The organism is Peribacillus sp. TE19612, assembly GCF_056279465.1.
Genome location: NZ_JBWCCL010000014.1, coordinates 68,039 through 91,897, shown reverse-complemented (window position 1 = coordinate 91,897; position 23,859 = coordinate 68,039). Strand labels below are relative to the sequence as shown.

At 42.3% G+C, this 23,859-nt stretch carries 25 protein-coding genes and 1 other annotated feature; of the genes, 18 read left to right on the top strand and 7 right to left on the bottom strand.

Going from position 1 to position 23,859, the window contains the following annotated elements:
• Positions 1–31: 31 nt before the first annotated feature.
• Positions 32–928 (top strand): DMT family transporter, encoded by an 897-nt coding sequence (locus ACZ9AO_RS21880; protein WP_476110411.1) that lies wholly within the window; start codon positions 32–34, stop codon positions 926–928.
• A gap of 24 nt (positions 929–952) precedes the next feature.
• Here the strand turns inward: ACZ9AO_RS21880 and ACZ9AO_RS21875 are convergent, their stop codons facing one another.
• Positions 953–2,443: a LysM peptidoglycan-binding domain-containing protein gene (locus tag ACZ9AO_RS21875; protein WP_476110409.1), complete on the bottom strand. Its 1,491-nt coding sequence runs from the start codon at positions 2,441–2,443 to the stop codon at positions 953–955.
• Between the two features lie 189 nt (positions 2,444–2,632).
• Here ACZ9AO_RS21875 and ACZ9AO_RS21870 point away from each other — a divergent pair, with 189 nt between their 5' ends.
• The 4 genes from ACZ9AO_RS21870 (at position 2,633) to argS (ending at position 7,076) form a co-directional block, all read left to right on the top strand.
• On the top strand, positions 2,633–3,142 hold the full coding sequence (locus ACZ9AO_RS21870; RefSeq protein ID WP_048683959.1) for a DinB family protein: 510 nt from the start codon (positions 2,633–2,635) through the stop codon (positions 3,140–3,142).
• Between the two features lie 263 nt (positions 3,143–3,405).
• Positions 3,406–4,437 (top strand): Delta(5) desaturase DesA, encoded by a 1,032-nt coding sequence (gene desA / locus ACZ9AO_RS21865; protein WP_048683962.1) that lies wholly within the window; start codon positions 3,406–3,408, stop codon positions 4,435–4,437.
• Between the two features lie 93 nt (positions 4,438–4,530).
• Entirely contained in the window at positions 4,531–5,076 is a 546-nt protein-coding gene (locus tag ACZ9AO_RS21860; RefSeq protein ID WP_476110407.1) for a response regulator, read from the top strand.
• Positions 5,077–5,143: 67 nt separating this feature from the next.
• Positions 5,144–5,362 (top strand) — a binding site (T-box leader).
• 40 nt (positions 5,363–5,402) lie between these two features.
• Complete coding sequence (gene argS / locus ACZ9AO_RS21855; protein WP_251543998.1) at positions 5,403–7,076, top strand: arginine--tRNA ligase; 1,674 nt, start codon at positions 5,403–5,405, stop codon at positions 7,074–7,076.
• A gap of 81 nt (positions 7,077–7,157) precedes the next feature.
• Here the strand turns inward: argS and ACZ9AO_RS21850 are convergent, their stop codons facing one another.
• Positions 7,158–7,580, bottom strand: coding sequence for a hypothetical protein (locus ACZ9AO_RS21850; protein ID WP_476110404.1), 423 nt, complete (start codon positions 7,578–7,580; stop codon positions 7,158–7,160).
• A 254-nt stretch (positions 7,581–7,834) separates the two neighbouring features.
• Between ACZ9AO_RS21850 and ACZ9AO_RS21845 the strand changes: the two genes are divergently transcribed.
• The 6 genes from ACZ9AO_RS21845 to hxlB all read left to right on the top strand — a co-directional run bounded on the left by ACZ9AO_RS21845 (position 7,835) and on the right by hxlB (position 13,115).
• Positions 7,835–8,872: a LacI family DNA-binding transcriptional regulator gene (locus ACZ9AO_RS21845; protein WP_476110402.1), complete on the top strand. Its 1,038-nt coding sequence runs from the start codon at positions 7,835–7,837 to the stop codon at positions 8,870–8,872.
• Positions 8,873–8,944: 72 nt separating this feature from the next.
• Positions 8,945–9,715 (top strand): sugar phosphate isomerase/epimerase family protein, encoded by a 771-nt coding sequence (locus ACZ9AO_RS21840; RefSeq protein WP_476110400.1) that lies wholly within the window; start codon positions 8,945–8,947, stop codon positions 9,713–9,715.
• Positions 9,702–10,652: a sugar kinase gene (locus ACZ9AO_RS21835; protein ID WP_476110398.1), complete on the top strand. Its 951-nt coding sequence runs from the start codon at positions 9,702–9,704 to the stop codon at positions 10,650–10,652. The genes ACZ9AO_RS21840 and ACZ9AO_RS21835 overlap by 14 nt, the downstream gene beginning before the upstream one ends.
• Before the next feature lie 2 nt (positions 10,653–10,654).
• The gene (locus ACZ9AO_RS21830) at positions 10,655–11,938 is read left to right on the top strand and encodes an MFS transporter (RefSeq protein ID WP_048683980.1); all 1,284 of its coding nucleotides are present in this window, start codon (positions 10,655–10,657) and stop codon (positions 11,936–11,938) included.
• A complete protein-coding gene (gene hxlA / locus ACZ9AO_RS21825) occupies positions 11,935–12,567 on the top strand; it encodes a 3-hexulose-6-phosphate synthase (protein WP_476110396.1) in 633 nt (210 codons plus the stop codon). Before ACZ9AO_RS21830 ends, hxlA begins: the two co-directional genes overlap by 4 nt.
• Complete coding sequence (hxlB, locus tag ACZ9AO_RS21820; RefSeq protein WP_476110394.1) at positions 12,564–13,115, top strand: 6-phospho-3-hexuloisomerase; 552 nt, start codon at positions 12,564–12,566, stop codon at positions 13,113–13,115. Before hxlA ends, hxlB begins: the two co-directional genes overlap by 4 nt.
• A gap of 111 nt (positions 13,116–13,226) precedes the next feature.
• Here hxlB and ACZ9AO_RS21815 read toward each other — a convergent pair whose 3' ends face one another.
• Positions 13,227–14,408, bottom strand: coding sequence for an NAD(P)/FAD-dependent oxidoreductase (locus tag ACZ9AO_RS21815; protein ID WP_063594794.1), 1,182 nt, complete (start codon positions 14,406–14,408; stop codon positions 13,227–13,229).
• A 39-nt stretch (positions 14,409–14,447) separates the two neighbouring features.
• Entirely contained in the window at positions 14,448–14,879 is a 432-nt protein-coding gene (locus ACZ9AO_RS21810; protein ID WP_048687523.1) for a DUF1641 domain-containing protein, read from the bottom strand.
• A gap of 321 nt (positions 14,880–15,200) precedes the next feature.
• On the opposite strand from ACZ9AO_RS21810, the gene ACZ9AO_RS21805 reads away from it, so the two are divergent.
• Both ACZ9AO_RS21805 and ACZ9AO_RS21800 read left to right on the top strand, forming a co-directional pair.
• The gene (locus tag ACZ9AO_RS21805) at positions 15,201–15,371 is read left to right on the top strand and encodes a hypothetical protein (RefSeq protein WP_153246157.1); all 171 of its coding nucleotides are present in this window, start codon (positions 15,201–15,203) and stop codon (positions 15,369–15,371) included.
• Between the two features lie 62 nt (positions 15,372–15,433).
• The gene (locus tag ACZ9AO_RS21800; RefSeq protein ID WP_476110392.1) at positions 15,434–15,589 is read left to right on the top strand and encodes a hypothetical protein; all 156 of its coding nucleotides are present in this window, start codon (positions 15,434–15,436) and stop codon (positions 15,587–15,589) included.
• A gap of 218 nt (positions 15,590–15,807) precedes the next feature.
• On the opposite strand, the gene ACZ9AO_RS21795 is transcribed toward ACZ9AO_RS21800, so the two are convergent.
• Entirely contained in the window at positions 15,808–16,392 is a 585-nt protein-coding gene (locus ACZ9AO_RS21795; RefSeq protein WP_251544180.1) for a DJ-1/PfpI family protein, read from the bottom strand.
• A gap of 150 nt (positions 16,393–16,542) precedes the next feature.
• On the opposite strand from ACZ9AO_RS21795, the gene ACZ9AO_RS21790 reads away from it, so the two are divergent.
• Together ACZ9AO_RS21790 and ACZ9AO_RS21785 are read left to right on the top strand one after the other, a co-directional pair.
• Positions 16,543–16,974, top strand: a complete 432-nt coding sequence (locus ACZ9AO_RS21790) for an Lrp/AsnC family transcriptional regulator (RefSeq protein ID WP_034304284.1) — start codon at positions 16,543–16,545, stop codon at positions 16,972–16,974.
• A gap of 128 nt (positions 16,975–17,102) precedes the next feature.
• Positions 17,103–17,933, top strand: coding sequence for an STAS domain-containing protein (locus ACZ9AO_RS21785; protein WP_476110390.1), 831 nt, complete (start codon positions 17,103–17,105; stop codon positions 17,931–17,933).
• 204 nt (positions 17,934–18,137) lie between these two features.
• Here the strand turns inward: ACZ9AO_RS21785 and ACZ9AO_RS21780 are convergent, their stop codons facing one another.
• A complete protein-coding gene (locus ACZ9AO_RS21780) occupies positions 18,138–18,662 on the bottom strand; it encodes a GNAT family N-acetyltransferase (protein ID WP_251544187.1) in 525 nt (174 codons plus the stop codon).
• Between the two features lie 158 nt (positions 18,663–18,820).
• Between ACZ9AO_RS21780 and ACZ9AO_RS21775 the strand changes: the two genes are divergently transcribed.
• Positions 18,821–18,967: a hypothetical protein gene (locus ACZ9AO_RS21775; protein ID WP_100298038.1), complete on the top strand. Its 147-nt coding sequence runs from the start codon at positions 18,821–18,823 to the stop codon at positions 18,965–18,967.
• 114 nt (positions 18,968–19,081) lie between these two features.
• Positions 19,082–20,047, top strand: a complete 966-nt coding sequence (locus ACZ9AO_RS21770) for a quinone oxidoreductase family protein (protein ID WP_251544220.1) — start codon at positions 19,082–19,084, stop codon at positions 20,045–20,047.
• A 371-nt stretch (positions 20,048–20,418) separates the two neighbouring features.
• Here the strand turns inward: ACZ9AO_RS21770 and ACZ9AO_RS21765 are convergent, their stop codons facing one another.
• A complete protein-coding gene (locus ACZ9AO_RS21765) occupies positions 20,419–21,807 on the bottom strand; it encodes a hypothetical protein (protein WP_476110387.1) in 1,389 nt (462 codons plus the stop codon).
• A 191-nt stretch (positions 21,808–21,998) separates the two neighbouring features.
• Here ACZ9AO_RS21765 and ACZ9AO_RS21760 point away from each other — a divergent pair, with 191 nt between their 5' ends.
• Positions 21,999–23,801 carry a hypothetical protein gene (locus ACZ9AO_RS21760; RefSeq protein ID WP_476110385.1) on the top strand — a complete coding sequence of 601 codons (1,803 nt, stop codon included), beginning with the start codon at positions 21,999–22,001 and terminating at the stop codon, positions 23,799–23,801.
• The last annotated feature ends 58 nt before the right edge of the window (positions 23,802–23,859 follow it).

Here is a 23,859-nt window from a genome sequence, read left to right as displayed (position 1 = left end):
AAAAATTGGAAGTTTCATGAGGGGAAATTAAATGAATAAAATAGCACTTCTTCAACTGTCTCTAGCCATGACAATCTTTGGTTCTGTCGGTTTCTTTTCGGAACTATCAGGACTTCCTGCATTGGAATTGGTTTTTGTTCGCTGCATTTGTGCTGCCGTATTCTTATGTGCAGCCTGGATGATTACCGGACATTTCAAGAACGAAATATGGAATGGCAGGGAGGTAATGCTGATCATTTTCTGCGCGGTGGCCAACTTGTTAAACTGGATATTCCTCTTTAAATCTTTTGAGCTGATATCGGTGACAATCGCCATTTCGCTTTATCATTTAGCGCCGATCCTTGTACTCATTATAGGGAGCCTCATTTTTAGGGAGAAAATGAATGTATTCTCCATCTTGGCCATTTCCCTTTGCTTCACTGGCACATTATTCATTATGGGAACAGATGGATTTCGATCATCTTCTCCTGAATGGGAGGGCATCGTGTATGGAATCATTGCTGCCTTTTTCTATGCGGCAACCATGCTTTTAGGAAAGAGCATTACAAAGACGAGTGTATATGCGACCACATTTCTGCAAATGTTCATTGGATTTCTATTACTGATTCCTTTTGTCGATTATTCCGTATATACAACGTTAAAATCTTCCGAATGGTTTTATACGGTGCTTACCGGCATCATCCATACAGGCGTTGTGTATTTGCTGTTTTTTAATAGTATTCGCCATTTGCCTACAAATGTAGTATCTTTCATGATTTTTGTCGATCCGGCAGTTGCCATCCTTTTGGATATTCTGCTTTCAGGATTTAAACCGGACGTTATTCAAATTCTGGGTATTTCCTTGATATTTATTGGGGTGGTCTATTCACTTAAGACGACTGGACCGACTGAAAATGATGTCATGCAGAAAAGGCCCCACACAATGTGAGGCCTTTTTCCTTAATGCATTTACCTATTGATTAAAATGATAGACATCCCAAATGTCAGGGGTTTCTGATCCAATGTACCAAGCAGCTGCACCGCCTAGATGATTTTGTTTAACCAGGTCCATACGGAGTTTCATCGATTTTTTATCTTCTATCCAAATTTGATGCTTTTTCCCTTTGGAAGTGTACACCACGTAATTTTGTTGCGTCTGTTTATCCCATAGCTTTTTAAGTTTTTGAGTTGAAATGATTTTGTTAACCTCAGCCATGGTACGGTCATGACTTTTCACTTTTTTGGTCGACAAATCGGTTTCCCATTCTCTCGTATAAAATGGTACAGCCAATATGATCTTATGAGCAGGTACTTCTTTCATTAAAAGATTGGTTCCTTCTTTGATCCAAGGTAACGAGGAAACGGACCCGGCTACTGGGCTCCCTCCCCAATGCTCGTCATAACCCATTATGATTATATAGTCCGCTATTTTGCCAAGTGCTTTCCTATCTAGGCTTTTTGACCAATAAGGGTCTTCATTTTCTCGGGTGACATCCACAGACACTTTAATTCCATGCGGTTTTAGTTCCTTTTTTAGTTCGCCGATGAAAAGTACAAAGTCCTTTTTATTTTTTGGGTCGATGTTTTCGAAATCTACATTTATTCCATCACTTTTCGTTTTAACAAGTGAATCGCGTAAAGCTGAAACTAATTTTTGGCGTTTTTTTGTATAGCCTAGTACAGAACCAGTTAATACAGGGTCAAATTTATTCCCGATAAGCTGCCAAACTTGTTTTCCTTGTTTATGGGCAGCTTGGATGTATTTTGTATCTACAGAAACGGAAACGTAATTACCGGTATCCGTCAGCGTATAAGAACGGGGAGATACTACATTCAAATTGGGGTGTTTAAGTTGCTGGGTATAGCTTTCTTTCGATCCATTATGCTTCCAGCCCATGACGATTCGATTTTGCGCCTTTTTTTGAAGCTGGGATTTCTTTATCCAGCCCTTTTTTCCGCCAAGCAATTGAACCTGGCAGTAATAATCCGGAACCTTCAATTTTTGGCCCACTTTAAGGGTAACCGTGTGTAAGTTATTTAATTTCGTCAAATCACTTGTTGTTACCTTGTATTTATTAGAGATCTTCCACAATGTATCGCCTGATACAACCTTATGGATCTTATATTTCTGGGGGATCTTCAGGTTTTGGCCAACAGTTATTTCGGAAGAGGTTAATTTATTTACTTTTTGCAGCTCACTTACTGAAACACCATATTGATTTGCTATTTTCCATAGTGTGTTTCCAGACTTCACTTTATGAATGATGGGCCCCGCGGAATCCCCAACCGAAGTAGAAATGATGGGAAACTCTTCGCCCTTCTTTAAGGTCTTTAATAGAGTGGAACCTAATTTAGGAGAACTAAAAACTTTTGTATTGTCCAATTTAACAGAACCTATGGATTGGGTTTTACTTGATGAATGACCACTGGTTGGAAAGAGACACATACAAAGAAGGCTTAACATGATAAAACATCCAAAGAATTTTTTCACAATGATTTTATTCCCCTTTGTAAAATTTAACTTTACTAGTTTACTATGGAGAATAGCCATATAAATAGAGGTACATTGTGGAAAGGCATTACTAACCTTCGTGTGGGACGAATTATTCCGTATGAAGGGCAATTGATTTGTAAATAGAAGGGGAGAGTTTATATGTCAAATTTTTCATTACAGTTTTATGATTTCAACATATGGGCAAATAATCAGATTTTCAACCGTTTAAAAGAGCTTCCAAAGGATGTTTACCATCAGGAAGTTCAAAGTGTGTTTTCATCGATATCGAGTGTGATGGCCCATGTGTATCTTTCCGATCTGGGGTGGGCGGAGGTTTTTTCCGGTAAAAGCATGAAACATGCATTGGAGCTGGCTGAACAACTGAAAGAACAAATGGAGTCAAAGGAATTAGAGGAAATGGAGGCCATGTTTATTGAGTTGTCCGAGCGGTACAAATCGCTGCTTGGCCAAAAAGAAAATATACATAAACCTCTTATAATTGAGAATCCAGCTGGAGGACAAATGAAAACAAGTGCAGCCGAATTGGTACCGCATGTCGTGAATCATGGAACCTATCATCGCGGCAATATCACGGCCATGTTGCGCCAAATGGGCTATGCCTCAACTTCGACGGATTATGGTCTTTATTTATTTTTAAAAGGAGAGTAACGGGCCTTCATTTGCTTACTGATGTTAAGCATTGACAGTCCTGTTCTTAAAGTAAGGCCGCCTGTCATTTTGAAGATAACGAAATCCTATATATGTGTACAGGTTAACCGGTTCATCCTGGTTGGCCTTTTTTACGTTTGTCACTGGAAATGACTTGTACATGACATTTGTCATCTTCTAGTCATGACACCTGGTACTAATAAAATCAGGTTGGATTCTTTATACTATGGATAACGACAAATAAAAGGAAGTGCAATTGAAATATGACCTTGCAAAATACGAAATCCTTGAGAAAACAAATTGCTCCTTTTGAACAATCAACGACAAAGCAAAGTATATGGCAGATCATCAATACCCTGGGGCCGTTCATCATTTTATGGTACCTAGCATATATAAGTCTTTCCGTTTCTTATTGGTTAGCTTTAATCCCAGCTGTGTTTGCTGCAGGATTCTTGACGAGAATATTCATCATTTTTCATGATTGTACGCATCATTCATTTTTCAAAGACCGCCGTGCGAATAGAATAGTCGGTACGATCATGGGTGTTTTGACTTTATTCCCGTTTGATCAATGGGGACATGAGCATTCTGTGCATCACGCAACAAGCGGTAATTTGGATAAGCGGGGTACAGGTGATATTTGGACCCTTACGGTAGATGAGTATTTGGCTGCACCGTTTAAACTTCGTTTTGCTTATCGTTTTTATCGTAATCCATTGGTCATGTTTGGTTTGGGGCCGATTTATGTTTTCCTTCTTAAAAATAGATTTAACCGTAAAGGTGCTAGAAAGAAGGAAAAAAATAATACGTATTTGACGAATGTATTAATCGTCGTTTTTGCGGCATTGCTTTGCCTGGCAGTAGGCTGGCAGTCGTTCCTTCTGGTACAAGGTTCCATTTTCATGATTTCTGGTTCAATCGGCATTTGGCTGTTTTACGTCCAGCACACATTTGAGGACTCTTATTTTGAAGAAAATGAAGAGTGGGAATATGTATTGGCAGCAGTGGAGGGAAGTTCTTTTTATAAGCTTCCAAAACTGATGCAGTTCCTTACTGGTAATATCGGTTACCATCATGTTCATCATTTAAGTCCAAGGGTGCCTAACTATAAATTGGAAATGGCGCATAATAATACGCAGCCTTTAGAGAACGTTCCGACGATAACTCTTGCAACAAGCTTGCGCTCACTCCGTTTCCGTTTATGGGATGAGGAATCCAAGAATTTCGTCAGTTTCAAGGACATAAAATATTTAACGAAAAAAAGTGTTCCCACTCAAGTGAAATCTGAACTGTAACGTTCATGTATCATTCCAGACTCCCTTAATAATCCTCGGATTTGGGGAGTCTTTGCTTCATATAAGGAACTCGATAAAGGAGAGAACTTAATAATGATTCGAATTGTCATTGCAGAGAATCAGCAAATGCTATTAGAGGCAATAAGTTCTCTACTCAATCTTGAAGAAGATATAGAAATTGTCGGGCAAGCCAGTAACGGAGAAGAAGCGATGGCTCTTGTACACCAATTACGGCCTGATGTGTGTATCATGGATATGGAGATGCCTGTAATGAACGGACTTGAGGCAGCAGAAGCATTAAGGTCATTTGAATGCAAAGTGGTCATTTTAACGACATTTCGAAGGACTGGTTATTTTCAACTCGCGTTAAAGGCTGATGTAAGTGGTTATTTATTGAAGGATAACCCGGGTGAAGAGTTAGCCTACTCGATTCGCTGCATAATGGATGGCAAGCGAATATACTCCCCAGAGCTTATTGATGGGCCTTCCAGCCATAATGGCCGGGAAATGGGAGTGTTAGGGCTGTTAGCCGATGGTCCACCATCCAATATTGAGCCGTCCAATCAACGCGGCACAATTGGGACAGTAAGGAAGTATTTTTCGACGATCAAGGATAAAATGAAGTTACCGGCTGGTTAGGATTTGTTTCTTAAATTCTGTTGACACGTTTTTTTAAATTGTGTACGATGGATTAAATTATAATATTGAAAATTCTGAGATGAAGAGAGTAGTTCATTTTGAAATGGAAAGCGAGTTAGGGATGGTGGGAGCCTAATGCAGGTCGGATGAATGAAGCGCACTTTGGAGAAATTTCTTGAAACGTTCAGTAGGGAATATCGGGGAGTCACCTCGTTAACAATGGAAAGTGGCCGCAATTTGTGGCAACTAGAGTGGTACCACGGGAATTCATGCTCTCGTCTCTTATTTAGAGGCGGGGGCTTTTTTGTTTAGGAGGGAAAATGTCGATGAATAAACCAATTGCAGAATTGATTTCAACTGCTTTGAACAATGAAATGCCAGCAAGTGAAATAGAAAAATTAATGGAAAAGCCGAAAATGATGGAGTTAGGTGATGTCGCCTTTCCGTGCTTTACTCTTGCGAAAAAATTCAAAAAATCGCCTCAGGTGATTGCGTCGGAAATAGCCCAACAATTAAACAGTACGTTGATTCAGGAAGTGAACGTAGTGGGAGGTTATCTGAATATCTTCGTCAATCAGCAGATGGTGACGGAAAATGTGCTGCAAACGATATTAAGGGAAAAGGATCAGTATGGTTCGATGCAGACTGGAAAGGGAAATGTCGTGATTGATTATTCCTCCCCGAATATTGCCAAGCCTTTTTCCATGGGGCACTTACGCTCTACGGTCATAGGGAATGCACTGGCCAACATTGCCGAAAAAAATGGCTACAATGCCGTGCGTATCAATCATTTAGGAGATTGGGGCACGCAATTCGGTAAGTTGATTGTCGCGTATAAGCTGTGGGGGGACAAAGAGGCAATCGAAGCTTCGCCGATTCAGGAATTATTGAAAATCTATGTGAAGTTCCATGAAAGAGCAGAAACCGATGAATCATTGAATGAACAAGCACGCGCAAGCTTCAAGTCGCTTGAAGACGGGGACGAGGAAGCACTGGCATTGTGGAAATGGTTCAGGGATGCGTCTTTAAAAGAATTCGAGACGATTTATGATTTATTGGGCATCCGTTTTGATTCCTATGCCGGCGAAGCATTTTACAATGATAAAATGGATGCGGTTGTCGGGGAACTAAAAGAAAAAGGCCTGCTTGCCCTATCCGAAGGTGCCTATGTCGTGCAATTGGAAGATATGCCGCCGTGTTTGATTACGAAAACGGATGGTGCGACACTTTATGCCACACGTGATTTAGCTGCAGCCATGTATCGTAAAAAACAGTATGAGGCAAAGAAAACATTTTATGTGGTCGGAAATGAACAATCCCTGCACTTTAAACAGCTCTTTAACGTCATTGAAAAAATGGGGTATGAGTGGTCAAAAGACTTACAGCACGTAGCATTTGGCATGATGCTAAAAGACGGTAAGAAAATGTCGACCCGTAAAGGGAAAGTCGTGCTGCTTGCGGATGTATTGGCAGAGGCGATCGAAACTGCGAAGCGCAATATTGAAGAAAAAAATCAAGCGCTTGAACAGAAAGAACTGGTTGCAAGACAAGTCGGTGTCGGAGCGGTAATCTTTAATGATTTAAAAAATAACCGCATGAACGATATTGATTTTTCATTAGAGCAAATGATGAATTTTGAGGGAGAAACGGGCCCATATGTACAGTACACATATGCGCGAATTTCCTCCTTGCTTGAAAAAGGTGATTTTAAAGAGCAGGACATCCAATATGACACTTTAGGCGAATATGCGTGGCCAGTCATCCAGCTGCTGGAGCAATACCCGATCATTGTCCAAAAATCATTTGAACAAGCCGATCCATCACAAATCGCGAAATTCAGCTTGCATGTATCTCGTGCATTCAATAAATATTATGCACATTCAAAAATCTTAGTGGAAGATGAATGGAAACAAATGAAGCTCTCATTCGCTTTTTCCGTTGCGATTGTATTGAAGGATGCGCTAAGTTTATTGGGAATTTCAGCGCCGAATAAAATGTAATGATGTCTATAAAAGGAGCCATTTTGTTTCAAAATGGCTCCATAATTTATCAGATAAATCCTGGCATGAACGTATGCTCTTTTATTTTAGAAGAAAGGTATCTGTCATGGGCTGTCCTTTTTTCTCCCATGTAATATGCAACTTGTACACATGCTCTTTTTTTGGAGGATCTCCCAAATAAAAATCCGTTGATAATGGATTTAATTTTGTAATAGAGCCATCTTCACTTTTTCCTTCTGTAAATCCCTTATGTTCCACTACTATTTTTCCATTATCAGTAAAGGTTACTTCTTTTATCTTGACCTTGCCACCAGACTTTTGTTGAAGATGTCCAATCCATCCGCCAACTGTTTCATCAGAGTTTTTCTTATAATTTGCTTTCCACATACCATTATCAGATGTGCCTCCAATTGCAATACTGGAATAATACAAATAACCTCCGATAGCAACACCCATACATATAACTACAACAAGTAACCATTTTGAATATTTATTTTTCATCAAAAAAAGCCTTCCCCTCTCTGTAGCTGTTTATATTATACAGTTTAGTTAATATATTTTAGTATAGGAAATGAAGGAGTACGGTGAAAAAAGCAACGGGCTGTCAGCTTGGCATTTGAAGTTGGCGTCGATCCATGCGGCTATCTATTTTCAGCGGAAGAAAAAGAATTTGAATAAAATGGATTGACATTCATTGGTAATGTGTTAATATTTATAAAAATGGAACCGGTTCCAAAATTCGCGAATGGATGAATGTAATGGTTAAACAAGAAAACGCAAAGGCTACAATTTACGATGTTGCTAGAGAAGCAGGTGTTTCAAAGACCTCTGTTTCCCGGTATTTAGGGGGGAGATTTGATGAACTCTCTGACAAAACCCGTAAGAAAATCGAGCTGGCGATCAACAAAATGGAGTACCGCCCAAACACGATGGCAAGAGGGCTCAAAAGCAATAAGAGTTATTTGATTGGAATCATCGTGGCGGACATCAACAATCCATATACGACGGCCATCCTTCGGGGGGCTGAGGATATATGCAGCCAGAATGGATATAATCTGATGATTTGCAATTCGGATAATAACCCCGAGAAGGAAAGAGGCTATTTTGATATGCTTTTATCCCATCGCATCGACGGGCTTATCATTCATACGACTGGCGGTAATCACGACATGCTAAAACAGATGCAAGAGCAAAAAACCCCGGTCATCCTTTTGGATCGGAAGGTGCCAGATCTTGAAATCGATACGGTAGGATTGGATAATTTTCAGGCTACTTCACAAGCTGTCAATTATTTGGTTGGCCAAAATTATGAACGAATTGCATTTTTCAGTGAACCTGCCAGCAATGTCAGTACCAGGCATGAGCGGCGGCTATCCTTTCAGCAAACGTTGATGAGCCACAGTCATCCGAGTTCAGAAGATGTTTATGAGGTCAATGTCGATGATTTAAAAGATGTCGAGTCCAAGCTCCAGCATTTTTTAGATGACTCAAAAGGTGTATCAAGAGCTATATTGACGGCAAATAGTGTCGTGCTATTAAAATTAATTTTACTTTTACAAGAAAAGAAACTGTCGGTCCCGGAAGATTTAGCAATGATGGGATTTGATAATCCGGATTGGAGCACCATCGTTTATTCGGGCATTACAACGATTGAACAGCCCACATACCAAATCGGGGTCGCTGCTATGGAAATGATCCTGCGCCGCATTGATGGACAGGCTTCCCCAGCGCAGACAATGGCGTATCAAGCGAAATTGAATATAAGGGAAACGACTCCATTTATAAAAAAATCATAAGTCTTCTAAACTTGAAGACTTTATTAACTCCCAAAATGGTACCGATACCATTTTGGGGTCAGGAGGATTAATATGAAAGTATTTGTATGCATGAATTCAATACCGGCCGAAAGGCTTCAAGCGCTCGGACATCTTGAAATCATAAAACTCGTAGCAGCCGCTGGAGCTGATGGAATCGAAATCAGAAAGGAATTGTTGACGACGGATGATTCTCTGGAAGAATTGGGTGCCTTATGCAGGGAACTTAACTTGGCCATTTATTATTCCGCTCCTGATTTCCTGATCGGTTCAAACCATCAAATGAATGAAATAGGTTTTAAATGCTTGGCAAGGGAAGCGGATGAATTGGGAGCGGAATTGCTGAAGATGCCTCTAGGAAACTACGATTTTTTTGAAACTGATATGTTTCGAATAAATCAAGCCTTGGTGGAAAATCTGCAAAACCGTGAATTGAAAATCACCATCGAGAACGATCAGACGCTTGGCGGTGGAAATGTAAACCGGATCGCTCATTTCCTGAGTTGCTCCGAAAAGTTGGATATCCCGATTAGACTGACATTTGATACGGGCAATTGGCTGTATACAGAAGAAGTTCCAATGGAAGCTGCGAAGGATTTAGCGGGATATGTGGACTATATTCATTTGAAGCAAGTGAAGCGCGAGAAAGAGGGTTGGGTGACTGAGCCGGTATCGATGCCGCTGCTGCCTGAGGTAATGGAGTTATTGGAAAAGTTTAATGACGCTTGTCCGGTAGCGATTGAGTTCCCGGTAACATTGGAAAATGCAGCGACTTATATTTCACTTATGAAAATGGAACAGGAGGTCAGCCATGAACGAGCTTAAAGTACTGACGATGGGAGAGGCAATGGCGATGTTCATTGCTGAGGATTCGGGCAGCCTCGATGATTGCATGCGTTATAAGCGTTATGTGGCAGGGGCCGAAACCAATGTAGCAATTGGCCTGTCAAGGTTAGGGATTAAAACTGCATGGATGAGCAAGGTGGGGGATGATTCGTTCGGGCGCATGATTATGAAAACGCTCACAAATGAGGGGGTGGATGTCTCCAATGTTTTGATGGATCCACTCAATCCAACTGGGTTCCAGTTAAAATCCAAAGTCGAACAAGGAGATCCGGTCGTTGAATACTTTAGGAAGAATTCAAGCGCCAGCAAGATTTCCCTGGAGGACTTTCCCTTGGAGAAACTCCCTTCAACACAGCACCTGCATTTAACGGGGATACCTCCTGCCATTTCCGGCAGTTTCAGAGAGCTGTCATGGCAAGTCTTGAAGCATCTGAAACAAAAGGGTGTAACCGTTTCATTCCATCCAAATCTGCGTCCATCACTCTGGCCGAATGAAAGGGAGATGATCAGCATCGTCAATATGTTTGCGGAAGAGGCGGATTGGCTGCTTCCCGGAATTCAGGAAGGTGAAATTCTTACAGGATACAGCAACAAAGAGGATATCGCCAGTTACTACCTCGAGCTCGGTGTTAAGCTTGTGGTGATTAAACTCGGGGAAGAAGGAGCCTACTTTGCAACCCAAGATGAAAGGAAGGAGGTACCGGGTTTTACCGTAGCGGAAGTCGTGGATACCGTAGGGGCAGGAGACGGGTTTGCTGTCGGGGTAATCAGCGCTTTACTGGAAGGGGCATCGAATGAAGAAGCAGTTTTACGCGGAAATGCGATAGGGGCCAAGGCCGTGATGTCTTCCGGAGATCACGAAGGCCTCCCTAATATGGAAGAGCTAGAACACTTTATGAAAAAAGGAGTGCTTTAATCATGTCTCAATTACAAGTAGCTTCGAGAAAAAGGTGGATGAGATTGATCCCCCTAGTGTTCATCACATACAGTCTCGCCTATCTCGACCGTGCCAACTATGGGTTTGGCGTAGCGGGAGGAATGGGGGAAGACCTTAATATCACAGCCGGGGTATCCTCCTTTCTGGCCGCGCTGTTTTTCCTTGGTTATTTCTTCTTTCAAGTTCCAGGTGCACATTACGCAGAAAAGAAAAGTGCCAAAATCCTGATTTTTTGGAGCTTGATTCTCTGGGGAGGACTGGCGACATTGACGGGGATGGCGACAAGTGTGGCATGGCTCTATCCGATTCGCTTCTTGCTTGGTGTTGTTGAAAGCGCTGTTATGCCCGCGATGCTCGTTTTCCTAAGCCATTGGTTTCTAAAAGAAGAACGCTCCCGGGCCAACACCTTTTTGATTCTGGGTAATCCAGTTACTGTATTGTGGATGTCGATCCTTTCCGGCTACCTATTGAAGGCATTCGACTGGAGATGGCTGTTCATCATTGAAGGACTTCCGGCTGTCCTTTGGGCGTTTATCTGGTATAAGCTCGTCAATGACCGTCCCAAAGATGCCAAGTGGCTTACAGATCAGGAAAAGCTAGATATGGAAGCGACCCTCCAGAAAGAACAGGCTGCATTAAAACCTGTTAAAAATTATAGGGAAGCTTTTAAGTCAAAGCAGGTCATCGTGCTCAGTATCCAATACTTCATGTGGAGCATCGGGGTTTATGGGTTCGTCATGTGGCTGCCGTCCATTATTAAACAAGCGTCGAGCATGGATATAGTGGCAACGGGCTGGCTTTCATCCGGACCTTATTTGTTAGCGGTCATTTCGATGCTGGCACTATCCTATTTTTCGGATAAAACATTAAATCGAAAAACGTTCGTTTGGACATCGCTGCTTGTGGGGGCAATCGCATTCTTCGGTTCCTTCATGCTCGGCACATCGAATTTCTGGCTTTCATATGCCCTGTTGGTTATTGCAGGCGGTGCGATGTATGCACCGTATGGACCGTTCTTTGCCATCATTCCTGAAATCCTCCCAAGGAATGTGGCTGGCGGAGCAATGGCCCTGATTAATAGTATGGGGGCGCTTGGCTCATTTGTAGGTGCCTATTTCGTCGGATATTTAAACGGATTGACCGGCGGGCCCGGAGCATCCTATATTTTCATGGCGGGATCTTTATTGATTTCAGCGTTACTCACATTAATGGTTAAAAAGCCTGCGGTTACGTCAGTCAAGCAAATGGAGGCGGTTTCGTCATGAAAATTCAGCTGGCGTTGGATCGCATGAATATGGAGGAAGCCATTGAAATGGCACGAAGCGTGGAAGCCTCGATTGACTGGATTGAGGTGGGGACTTCCCTGATTAAAGAATTCGGAGTGAATAGCATTAAAGAAATGAAAAACCACTTTCCGGATAAAAAAATCGTTGCCGACATGAAGACGATGGACAATGCGGCTTATGAAATGGATCTTTGCTTTCAAAGCGGGGCTGATGTAGCTACGGTAATGGGGGCTGCTTCAGATGTAACCATCCAAAAATGCCTGGAAAAAGCGTGTGAATACAAGGGGCAGATCATGATTGATTTATTGAATGTATCCGATACCCGGCTTGAGCAATTACGGATTTACAGGCAGGCGATATTCTGTGAGCATGTAAGCAAGGACAGACAGGAAAATTCGGGTCATGCCATGATCAATATGAGAAATCATGCTGGGTCCTTGAGGGCTGCAGCAGGAGGGATCACTCTTTCGTCCTTGCCTGTAATGATCAGGAAGGGGCTGGATGTCATCATCGTTGGCTCGGCGATTACAAAAGCAAAGGATCCCGCAGAAGCTGCCCGTCTATTTAAGGAAACGGTGAATGGGAAGAAAGGTGTGAAGGAAGTTTGAATAAGGAAATTGGGGTTATTTTAGAAGAAATGAACGGTGTATTTCAAAAAATGGACGAAGGGGTAACGGATGCGCTCCTAAAACATTTACGGTCCGACACCAGGATCTTCATCGTGGGTGAAGGCAGATCGGGCTTCATGGCCAAAGCCTTTGCGATGAGATTGATGCACCTTGGCTTAAACGTCTATGCAGTCGGGGAAACGATTACTCCTTCTATTTCGAAAGGCGATCTGATCATAGCCATTAGCGGGAGCGGCTCGACCAAAAGTGTGATATCCGTTGCAGCAAAAGGCAGGGAAGTGGGCTGCAAGGTGTTTTCGATCACGACGAATGACCAATCGGAATTAGCGAATGTCTCTCATGAGGTCTTGGTCATACCGGCAGCAACGAAGAATCGCTTGGAACATGAAACGAAAAGCGTCCAGCCGTTAAGTTCTTTGTTTGATCAATGTGTACATGTTTTATGTGATGCAGTTTGCTTGGACTATTCATTAACGGAGTCCATAAGCCACGAGCTTACTTATTTCAAACATAGTAATGTAGAGTGAAATATGGCGGGACCCCTTCAGCGGGTTCCCGCCTTTTTTGATATGAAAAATGCCCTTACTCCCAAACGGGAATAAAGGGCATGAACCGTGAACATGTCACGGCGATTAGAATTAATAAGCCAGGCTGAATAGGGCTTTGATGTGTGATAGGTAGCGAACATTACTTGCTTCTTTCATCAATGTAGCCGGCAGACCTTTAAGGGACGTGTTATTGGCCCCAACGGTTGCCACCGCATCCTTACGGCCTAGGCTCGCAAGTGTACCTGAGTTTACAGGTGAGAATTCTTCAAGTTTCTTGCCTTCAAAGGCTGCATATAGGTTGTATCCAACAAGCTCACCCATTTGCCAAGCATTTTGTGCAGTAGGAGCATATGGACGGCCGCCTTCTGGAGGGAACGCAACGGCACTGTCGCCGACAACGAATACGTCATTATGGGATTTGGATTGCAAATACTCATTGACGGTTGCTTTGCCGCGATCCACTTCAAGGCCTGATTCGCCTACGATAGGAAGAGCCGCAACTCCGCCTGTCCAAACAAGCGTATTGGCCGTTATCGTTTGTCCGTCTTTCAATTCGATTTGATTTCCTTTAACACCCGTTACAGGCAGACCTGTCAAGAATTCAACGCCGCGTGCTTCCAAGCTTGTCATGGCACGTTCGATTAAGTGATCAGGCAGGACCGGAAGGATTTTTGGACCAGCTTCCACAAGCTTGATTTTCAAGTCCTTGAAGTCCACTCCGAACTTTTTGGCGATTTTAGGGAAATGATCCACAATTTCACCGATTAACTCAACGCCCGTCAATCCGCCGCCGCCGATCACGATGGTTGCGTCCGCTTCATTATTCGTTTGAGAATATTCGCGGATGCGATCTTCGATATGTTTGTAAATCTTGTTAGCATCATTTACGGATTTCAAGACCATGCTGTTTTCCTCAAGTCCCGGAATGCCGAAGAATCCTGTTTGGCTTCCCAAAGCAACAACCAGGGCATCATAAGATAATGTGGAACCATTGGCAAGTTTCACTTCTTTATTATCAACCGAGAATGACTCCACTTTGGAAATGACAAGGTCGATATCTTTTCCTTTGAAAAGCTTTTCCAACGGAATGGAAACGGCTTGTTCAGAAATGGATCCGCCTGCAAGACGGTGCAATTCGGTGATGATTTGGTGCGTTGGAAATTGGTTCACCACTGTAACCTGCACTTCATCTTTATTGTAATATTCACGTACGGATAAAGCAGATAGTAATCCTGCGTAACCTGCACCTAAGATGACGATTTGTTTTGACATAGTTAATCCCCCGTCCTTACTGATTGAAAGTTTATCAAATTATTTTTGGTTTTTACGTTCTGCAGAGACTTCAAGAAAAGCTTGGGCGAAACGGAAAAGCTTTTGTGCTTCCGGATCTTTCATCATCCTTAACAGACCAAAAAGACCGATCACATCATTATTCGCTTCTGCACGATCCTTAGCTTCGATGGCATTAGCCGCAAGTCCTTTCACTGAATGGACCACAGGTGTCGCGATCTCCGAAATGGCGCTGACCGTATCATTTTTCAACACATCATCAGTTGCAACCGATTGAGCGAAATCATAAGACTTTGTTAAAATATTCACTAACTCAGTTAGTTTTGGTAACTGCTCGACTAAAGTGTTCAATGATTCCTGAACCTCAGGCTTTAATAATTGGTCCAGTACATCTAATTGTTTTTGGCGGGCATTAAGTTGTTCAGTTTGTGATTGGGTAATCGTTTCTGACATATCCAATTCTCCTTTGCAATAAGCATTTTGTTGATGTAATTAGAAAAACTTGTAAAATATTACACAATGTGAGACAAGAAAAAATACTAACAAAAATGTAATAAAAGCTAAACTATAGTATATCCCTTTAGTGGCTTGAAAACAGCTGATTTTTTAAAAAAGATTCATAAAATCATCTTTTCCTGTTTATTTGAAGTACAGATTTTAACGAAAATTACCTGTTTTTTCCTAAAGTTTACTTTAAGAGGGTGTCTGCCATCGACGCCTGTCATACATATTTCCATCTTGATTTGCCATCCTAAATGATGGAGGTGAAAAAATGTGACTGATTCAGAATCTAAACTTACAGAAGAGAATAATGATAAGAAGCTTCATAAACTGGTTGGCAGTATGGAATATACTAAAGCGCAACTAATGGAAGGTATGAATGGAATTTCTGAAGTTTACCTCAAAAACAGCGAGGAAGGCACATCGGAAACACCTGATAAATAATATTGTTGTGTAAGCATACTTAAAATAACAGGAAAAACTGGCTTGAGGAAAACATACAAAGCGTGGAAGATAAATTCGCCAATGGTGAGCTGGATAGTCTCGATGTCATTCGCCGGTATGGTGTCATCATCGATTATGCAACGAATAAAGCCTTGCCGAAATCAACAAAACAGTTCCGTGCATCCATGAAAACCCGTTCATTGGCTTATTGGAAATAACGTGAAACAGGTTCCGAATTCACTCGGAACCACAGACTGCAGATCAAACTCGAAGAATAGTGAGTTTGGTCTGCACTTTTTAGTTGAAAAACGTTCCAGATGATTGGAATGGAAGGTTCTAGACTCCTGCGGCAAAGCGCGTCTAAAGGAAGGTCCCACGACCGCCTCTGGATAAGTGAGTGCCTGGAGCGGAAATCAATATCCCTATCGTGTCATTCTTAATGGAAGCCCATCAATTCCTTCACATGTTCACAATTAGCTTGTGAAGTGAGCATTTCCAAGAGCGTAAAGGCAACATCGAAAGCTGTGGATGGATTGTAGGATGTAATGATATTGTCCGTGACGACAATCGGTTCGTTCACGACAATCGCCCCAAAATCTTTTAGCTGCACCTGTCTCTTACTGGTTGGATGGTTGTATGTTGTGGCTTTTCTTCCATTCAATATCCCGCTTTTTCCTAGTGGGAGGGAACCTACACAAATGGTAGCGATGATTTTGTTCTTATTATGAAAATGCTTGATCACATCAAGAAACCTCTGATCATAGGCATCCTCATAGAAACCGGCTTCTTCAAACCCTCCTGGAATGGCCAAAGCATCGTAGTCATCAAGGTTCACTTGATCGAGGGTCAGTTCGGGCTGCACGATGAAATTCCAGGTGCATTTCAATCGTTCGTGAAGTCCCACCGTAACCAGGTCAGTGGTGCCATCACCCTCTAATTTATTCCACCCCAATACATCTGTAAACACACTTGCTTCAACCGCTTCGAATCCATTGGATAGCAGCATCAATACTTTTTTCATAACAGCATCCCCCTTATTTATATTTGAATTAATTATATAAAAAGCAAATTCCCTAATACATACGATTAATTACGTATTCATCACATTTCTTTTTATTTTATAATGTATTTGAAAGGATTCTGTTAATAATAAAAAGTGGGGGCGATTGAGTTGGATCGAACGGATAAAAAAATACTTTCCTTGCTGGAGAATAATGGGCGCATGTCCATGAAAGAACTGGCACAAGAAGTGTCCTTAACGGCTCCAGCAACGAAAGAACGTGTGAATAAATTAGAGGAAAGCGGAGTGATAAAGGGATATAAAACGGAAATATCACTTGAAAAACTTGATAGGAGCATTACGGCATTCATATTATTCGAAACGGATAGATGCAAGGATTTTTATCAATTTAGCTTGAGCCATCCCGAAGTTCTGGAATGCCACCGGTTAGCCGGTCAATACAGTTATCTTATTAAAATAAGTACATATTCGATGGAAACGCTGGAAGACTTCGTCGATGAAGCCATTAAATACGGGAAATCTTCCACCCATCTGATCTTTTCTTCCGCATCGAAAAATGTTTTTTCAGGAGAGGAGATTTAACCGGCTTCAACACATTTACTTTCCTTCTCTTTAATATATGAGCAATTAGCAGGAAATAACTCCACGCATATAGAAAGTAAATAGTAACAAAAATCACAGTTGGATGTTCAAAAAGGGAGTGGAGAAGAGTGAGTTTTGTTTATGATGAAGATAAAATAATGGAATTCCTTTTGCAGAATAAAAGTGAGTTTGAAGAATATCTTTTATCAGCAGCGGTCAATGTCAGGGATAAAATCGAAGAAATCCTTCTGATTGGAAATGTCGATCTTTTGAATAATGCACATAAGCTTGTCCGTTATATAGTGGAGCAGAATGAAACGGATTTGATTGCCTTTGCCGAACAAGAGGGAGTTACGTGGGCAACCCACTCCTTGACGCTTTCATTCAAGCTGGAATGGATTCAGGCCCTTCGCAGAACGCTTTGGACCTTTCTTTATAAGTTCGAACAAGAAAAGAAAGCGTTCATTGAGGATTCCAAGGTCTTTTTTGATTTAGAGAAAATAGTGAATGAAAAGGTTGATGATTTTCTTAAATCCTTTTTCGTCAGTTACTCCGATTACAAAGACAAATTGATACTCGCTCAGCAAAACTTGGTGGAAAATCTATCCGTCCCGATCATTCCCGTCACTTCCACCACCTGTGTCCTTCCGTTAATTGGGACAATCGATTATTCACGAATACAGATAATCGAAGAAAAGGTATTGATGGAGATAGGTAAACTGCGGATACAAACCTTGATCTTGGATTTGTCCGGTATCATCGAAATCGAAGTTGAAAGGATCAATGATTTGATGAAAATCCTCGATGGAACGGCAATGATGGGATGTAAAGCTGTGGTGACTGGATTACGCCCAGAGGTTGTTACGAAAATGATCCGTTCAGGGATTCAGCTCGAAAATAAAGCAGAAACAAAGGGTACGCTGCAGCAGGCCTTGAAGGACTATCTTGTAGTTACCTAAATCGTGAAGTGGGAGTCGCCATGTTTAGGTGACTTTTTTTTGTAGGTAATTTGGAATATAAAGGAAGATTATTTGCGATTTTATCCTGTCAAAATAAGTAAATGGAATGGGGGAAGGATGCTCCGGACAGAACCGAATCTTGGTAAATTCGCACCCTTTCCGCCGACTGTCGCGAATTTCTTCAGGTGCAACCTTCCAAAGGTTTCACTTCAGCAAGGAATAGACATATGTATCATGAGGAATCCCGTTTTGGTAAATATAACTCCTTAATACTCCTTCCTGGATGAAACCCAGCTTAAGCAAGAGCTCACTTGATGGCTGATTTTCCAGAAAAACGACCGCGCCGATACGGGTTAAATCAAGGTCGGTGAAACCGTAGGCGATAGCTTCCTTAAGCGCTTCTGACGCAAATCCTTTGCGCCAATGTGCTGGATGGATTTCATAACCGATTTCCGCCCGCCTGTATTTGGGACTGTGGGCATGAAAACCGATGGTGCCAATCAATTCCTGTGTATCTTTTCTTTCAATTCCCCATCGAACGGCTCGTTTTTCATGATAGTTTTTCGCAAAGGCTGCTACAATATCCTTGGCTTGTTCGACATTCTCCAATGAATCCTGTCCATAAAAGCGGGTGACTTCATCTTTTGATAAGCATTGGAAAAGAGCTTCCGCATCACTTTCACGAATTTCCCGTAAGCGCAACCTTTCCGTGTTCAATTCAGGAAACATTTTTTTCCCTCCTCATAAATCAGTTTTCTATCTATTCGGTCCCCACAAAGGTTTTTCCTTTATTATGAAGTGTTTATTTTGCCGGTATTTTCGGTGGTAATCGGACAAGCTAACATTAGTTCAATATAAAAAAACATTGGATGAAGGGGAGATAGATCATGGGAAAAAAACATCGCAACCGCATCGCTTCACCAAAAAAGAATAACCATATACCGAAAGCGGATATCATTGCAGAACATGAAGCACACGGTAAGGAATATTCTGCAAATAAACGAAAGAACGGTCCTGGTTCCAATACAGATTGAGTAAACGTAGTGACCGCTCCTGCCTTTAATGGGCAGGGCGGTCTTTTGTGTTTCTTGCCATCAAAGGGTCCATCCTATATCTTAAAGAAAGAAGCAGTGAAGGGAGTTAGGATGATGAAAGCACTTGTCTTTGATGATTTCGGCGGTCCGGAAGTTCTGTCTGTAAGGGAAATTGCAGAACCTGAACGTTCAAAATCAGCCGTGATCGTTCGAATGAAAGCAATTGGATTGAATTTTGCTGATGTATATAGAAGGAAAGGGAATTATCATTTGGTGGGTGATCCCCCCTTCATTCTAGGGTATGAAGGGGCAGGGGTCATCGAATATGCCGGGGAAGATGTCCATCATGTGAAAGCAGGAGACCGTGTCGGGTTCGCTGATGTTCCCCATGCCAATGCAGAGCTGGTTTCAGTTCCAGCTGATAAGCTGTTGCCTCTGCCTGAGGGCATTTCCTTTGAAACGGCCGCTTCCGTTTTACTTCAAGGATTGACTGCCCAATATTTAACGCATGACAGCCATCGAGTTAAAGAAGGGGAAACCATTCTGGTCCATGCCGCTGCAGGCGGAGTCGGTCAATTACTGACACAGATGATCAGGATGAAGGGCGGTCAGGTCATTGGCTTGACCTCATCGAATGATAAAGCGGCTGTTGCCAAACAAATGGGGGCGGATCATGTTTTCCTTTACGGATCGGACTGGGTGGAGTCCATTAAGGATGTCACTGGCGGTAATGGCGTTGATGTCGTCTATGAATCAGTGGGCCAAACCTTGATGGATAGTTTTCGTGCGACCAAGACTGGAGGAACCGTCGTATTCTTTGGGATGGCAGGCGGTGATCCTGAGAAAATCGATCCCAGGATGTTAATGGATACATCCAAGGCATTGATAGGCGGAGACCTATGGAACGTCCTGACTACCCATGAAGAACGGACAAGAAGGACAGCAGAGCTGTTCCAATGGATTCTGTCAGGGGAAATCGACATCAAAGAACCGACTCTTTTTTCGTTAGAAAATGGGGCGGATGCACATCGGCTTCTTGAAAGCCGGAAAAGTTCGGGGAAACTATTATTAATACCATAGCAAATCATGAGGGCTTTCCATTCTAAATGGGGGCCTGTTTCTTTTTGTCTGCCGAGATTCAACCCCTTATTCATACTGATGATTAAAACCTTTTTCAGGTCCTTTATTTAGACCGATTCTTAGACCCTTGGAATAACTCCATAATAAATGCCCCTGCCCTTACAGGTTATGGCCTGCCGTCAAAACAACTTGCTGCCCAAGTCCCCTTATCCACAAGAGCCATATGCAACACACGAATTCAGAGGAGAAATCCACAGTGCGCCATCACCAAACCACAATCGTCATTCTGCAATTCACAATCGGCATTTGTTACAAGCAAAAAAAAGAGAACGGATCCGTTCTCTTGGAAAACATATTAAAACCGTGTGATTTTAAGAGGAAATGGAGAGAACATCGAGACGCTCCTTTTGGATCGCGAAATAGGATTGGAGGGTTTCCTTTTTCTTTGTGAGAGGGAAGTTCCTGACGTCCGGTGCCACTGCATGATTGCCGAATTGGAGAAGCAAGGTCAACAGCCTGTCCAACTGGTCATATGTATCGTTTCTTATTCGGGCCATATATTCGGCCGCGACCCGTTTATCATCGGTACTTTTCCTTTTTCCTTCCGCCCGGAATTCATCGGTCACTGTCTTTACACGGGAAATGAGCCATGTTTCGCACCAGTCGTTCAGCACATGGCGGATGAAGTCCGCTTGATGGTATTTACGGAGAATGGGCTCGATATGTTCATCCATTTCCAAATCATTCACTTCCCTGCGGAAAGCTTTCTCAGAGATGTTTCTATGAAAATGGTCGCGTTCAAGCAGGCTTTTGATGGATTCTGACTGGTGGGCATACTTGACCATTTGTTCCAATGCTTCATTGTACATGATTTTGCTTAAATAAGCAGAGGCTTGTTTTGGGGCAAGAAGCAACTGCTTATTGGCGGGTAGAGCCTGGCCAAATTTCTTAAGGGAATGAGAATAGATGAAACGGGCTAACTTCTGCAGTTCCTTTTGGATATCATGGGAGATGTTCGTCGCTTCTTGCAGAAATGAACGGAAAATATATTTGCCGACCCGTTCCAATTCCCTGCATACAGAATCATTGATATGCCCAAGGTAGCCAGAGTTAAAAATCGTTCTCCGCAACAATGTCCGTTCCGCCCTATTTTCCTTATACTCCTCTAAGACGCCTTCGGTAAAGGTGAATACCAGAATTTCTTTTTTTGAAAAAGCCCTGCTCGCAAAAGAAATCGTCACGATATGGCCTAAAGCGTCATGGATTGCAGCGACTGCATCCAATAAGCGCTGCCTTGTGAATGGCGAGTTGGAATCAGGAACGATTTCATGATAATCGAACAGGACTTCTTCAGACTTCAAAACGGACATTCGGAAGGCACCCATAAGCAGCAGCCGTTTTCCATGAATCGTTAAGGCTTTGAAAGCAGCGCTATAAAAGAAACGGTACTTTTTGCAATAACGGTCCGTGTTCCTGTTATAGCCAAGATTACTTGCAGGACCAAGGTTAAACTTGTACAAAACATCATCACCTTGATGAACAGGCACAAACACTTTTTTTAGTGATCCTTTTGGTGCGGTGAATTTATGGATGATCTGCCTTAAGTACTTTTCTGTCGTTCCGACTCCCCGGGCCATCATATGAAGCGGGCTCTGAATGACCCCGTCCCAATCACTGTGGAGCAAGGCGTACAAACACGTATCGAATTCAGTGGAGGATACATTTCTTAATAGGTATTGGTATGTTTCTTCATAAATCATAAGGCTTCTCCCCCTTTGGCATCCATTCTTTTCTAAAGTCTATATAAACATTGAATCGGTAAAAGTAGCATCGTTGGAGTAAATAGTTTTTGACGTAATTTCGCTAGATTTAAAAAATAGTAAAATAGTTGCACAAAAGTGGTAAAATGGGTAAATAGGAACATGCATGACAAGGAGAGATTTTTCAAACCATGATACTTTCACTACTCGGTTTCATCTTAAAAGGAATTTTAATGAAAATACCATTTGCCATATTGGGGCTTTCCTTGATTCCGCAGAGATGGACAAACGCCATCACCAAAAAAGATATACCTTTTTTCATAGAACAAGGACTGAGACTTTTAGTTTCTGCTTCCGTATTGTTTTTCGTTATCGATATCATGCTGCTGGATCTTACTGCCGCAGCATTCTTTTCGAGTTTTGCCATTATTCTTGGGCTCATTCTCATCATCGATTCAAGAATGTATATGTACAGTGCCAGTGAATCTTCAAGCACCCGACGGAATCGGAGGGGAAATGAAGCGGCAAAGCAGCCAAAAACACCTTGGAACGTACATTTCAACAGTTTGATGGGTGTCGTGTTGATTGCCGCATGGGTCATCATGCTGCTTTACCCGCTCACTTTTGCCGCAGAGCTGCATGGATTGGCGAAGGTCGATAAGAAAAAAGAGCTGGAAGAAGTTCAAGATATAAAAACCATGCCGCTCGTTACAGTGAAAATGGCTGACGCAAAAGGCGATGCGGCGATTAATAAAATAGAAAATGCTTCATATTTCACTGAAGGAGAATACCGTCTGACCAATATCAATGATGAATTGGCTTATACATCACCCATTGAAATGGACGGGTTTTTAAAAGCCGGGAAAGCGGAATACACGCCAGGTTATAATCTGATTTCCGCCGTATCGACGGATAAAGGGGCAAGTACTGTCAAAGGGAAGATGCTGTATGCTCCATCACAGTACCTTGATCATGATTTGGAAAGGACCATCCGCAAGGCATATCCGAATAAAATCATCCATGATTCATATTTGGAACCGAATGAAGATGGAAAGCCCTTCTTCGTAGCTTCAGTCGGACATTATTTGAAATACCGCAGCGGTCCCGTGGTGGACGGGGTGGTATTGGTGAATCCGGAAACGGGGGACACGAAATACTATCCAAAAGGAAAAGAACCTAAATGGGTAGATCGGACATTCACATTGGAAACAGCCCTGGAATATTGGACTTACTGGGGAAAATATATTCACGGTTGGAAAAACCAGTCCCTGATTGGGCCGAAGAAAGATGTCCTGATTCCTAATGAGGATAATATGCAGGTTACGTTTAACGAAAAAGGCGAATTGATTTATGTAGTGGACTTTACCCGGGCTAAATCAAAAGGCAACTCCAAAACCCTTGTAGGTTATGGTGTTTTCAATGCCAAAACCGGTGAAATGACGTACTACAAAGGCGTCACGTCCGTTCTGACCGGAAAGGAAGCAAAATCCAATGCCAATGCGAGTGAGTTTTTGTCCAAATATCCAGGCTGGAAAGCCACTAATGGAATTTTCTATACGATTTACGGTGCTCCCACATATGTGATTCCGGTTACAAAGGGCAGCAAGTTCCAAGGTGTGGCGATCGTTTACGCCAATAGCGATAATCCCCAAGTGGTCTTTGGGAAAACGAAAGACGAAGCTTTCCGCAATTATAAAAAGCTGATTGCCTCTTTAGGGAAAGTAAACGGTGTGACGCCTCAAAAAGGATTTGAGATGAAAGAAATAAAGGGGAAGGTAATGAGGATCAATGATGCCAATCTCTCGAATGGATACGTATTCCATTTAATCGTCGAAGGCAATGCCAAGAGGTTCTCGGTGGACCCAGGTGTCAATGCGCTATCTGATGTGGTGTTGACGAATGTAGGAGACCGGGTTGTGCTGAAGGTGATGGATATGGAAGAAGACATCGTTCCAGTCGATGAATTCACTAATCTGGATTTACCAAAGAAATGATAATGGACCGTGGACATATACACTTGCCATCTCCAATATAAGCATGAAAAAAAGCATT

Excerpts from the sequence above, each read along its gene's own strand:
- ACZ9AO_RS21880 (WP_476110411.1), top strand. The coding sequence starts at position 32 with ATGAATAAAATAGCACTTCTTCAACTGTCTCTAGCCATGACAATCTTT.
- ACZ9AO_RS21875 (WP_476110409.1), bottom strand. The coding sequence starts at position 2,443 with ATGTTAAGCCTTCTTTGTATGTGTCTCTTTCCAACCAGTGGTCATTCA.
- ACZ9AO_RS21870 (WP_048683959.1), top strand. The coding sequence starts at position 2,633 with ATGTCAAATTTTTCATTACAGTTTTATGATTTCAACATATGGGCAAAT.
- desA (WP_048683962.1), top strand. The coding sequence starts at position 3,406 with ATGACCTTGCAAAATACGAAATCCTTGAGAAAACAAATTGCTCCTTTT.
- ACZ9AO_RS21860 (WP_476110407.1), top strand. The coding sequence starts at position 4,531 with ATGATTCGAATTGTCATTGCAGAGAATCAGCAAATGCTATTAGAGGCA.
- argS (WP_251543998.1), top strand. The coding sequence starts at position 5,403 with ATGAATAAACCAATTGCAGAATTGATTTCAACTGCTTTGAACAATGAA.
- ACZ9AO_RS21845 (WP_476110402.1), top strand. The coding sequence starts at position 7,835 with ATGGTTAAACAAGAAAACGCAAAGGCTACAATTTACGATGTTGCTAGA.
- ACZ9AO_RS21840 (WP_476110400.1), top strand. The coding sequence starts at position 8,945 with ATGAAAGTATTTGTATGCATGAATTCAATACCGGCCGAAAGGCTTCAA.
- ACZ9AO_RS21835 (WP_476110398.1), top strand. The coding sequence starts at position 9,702 with ATGAACGAGCTTAAAGTACTGACGATGGGAGAGGCAATGGCGATGTTC.
- ACZ9AO_RS21830 (WP_048683980.1), top strand. The coding sequence starts at position 10,655 with ATGTCTCAATTACAAGTAGCTTCGAGAAAAAGGTGGATGAGATTGATC.
- hxlA (WP_476110396.1), top strand. The coding sequence starts at position 11,935 with ATGAAAATTCAGCTGGCGTTGGATCGCATGAATATGGAGGAAGCCATT.
- ACZ9AO_RS21815 (WP_063594794.1), bottom strand. The coding sequence starts at position 14,408 with ATGTCAAAACAAATCGTCATCTTAGGTGCAGGTTACGCAGGATTACTA.
- ACZ9AO_RS21810 (WP_048687523.1), bottom strand. The coding sequence starts at position 14,879 with ATGTCAGAAACGATTACCCAATCACAAACTGAACAACTTAATGCCCGC.
- ACZ9AO_RS21795 (WP_251544180.1), bottom strand. The coding sequence starts at position 16,392 with ATGAAAAAAGTATTGATGCTGCTATCCAATGGATTCGAAGCGGTTGAA.
- ACZ9AO_RS21780 (WP_251544187.1), bottom strand. The coding sequence starts at position 18,662 with ATGTTTCCTGAATTGAACACGGAAAGGTTGCGCTTACGGGAAATTCGT.
- ACZ9AO_RS21775 (WP_100298038.1), top strand. The coding sequence starts at position 18,821 with ATGGGAAAAAAACATCGCAACCGCATCGCTTCACCAAAAAAGAATAAC.
- ACZ9AO_RS21770 (WP_251544220.1), top strand. The coding sequence starts at position 19,082 with ATGAAAGCACTTGTCTTTGATGATTTCGGCGGTCCGGAAGTTCTGTCT.
- ACZ9AO_RS21765 (WP_476110387.1), bottom strand. The coding sequence starts at position 21,807 with ATGATTTATGAAGAAACATACCAATACCTATTAAGAAATGTATCCTCC.
- ACZ9AO_RS21760 (WP_476110385.1), top strand. The coding sequence starts at position 21,999 with ATGATACTTTCACTACTCGGTTTCATCTTAAAAGGAATTTTAATGAAA.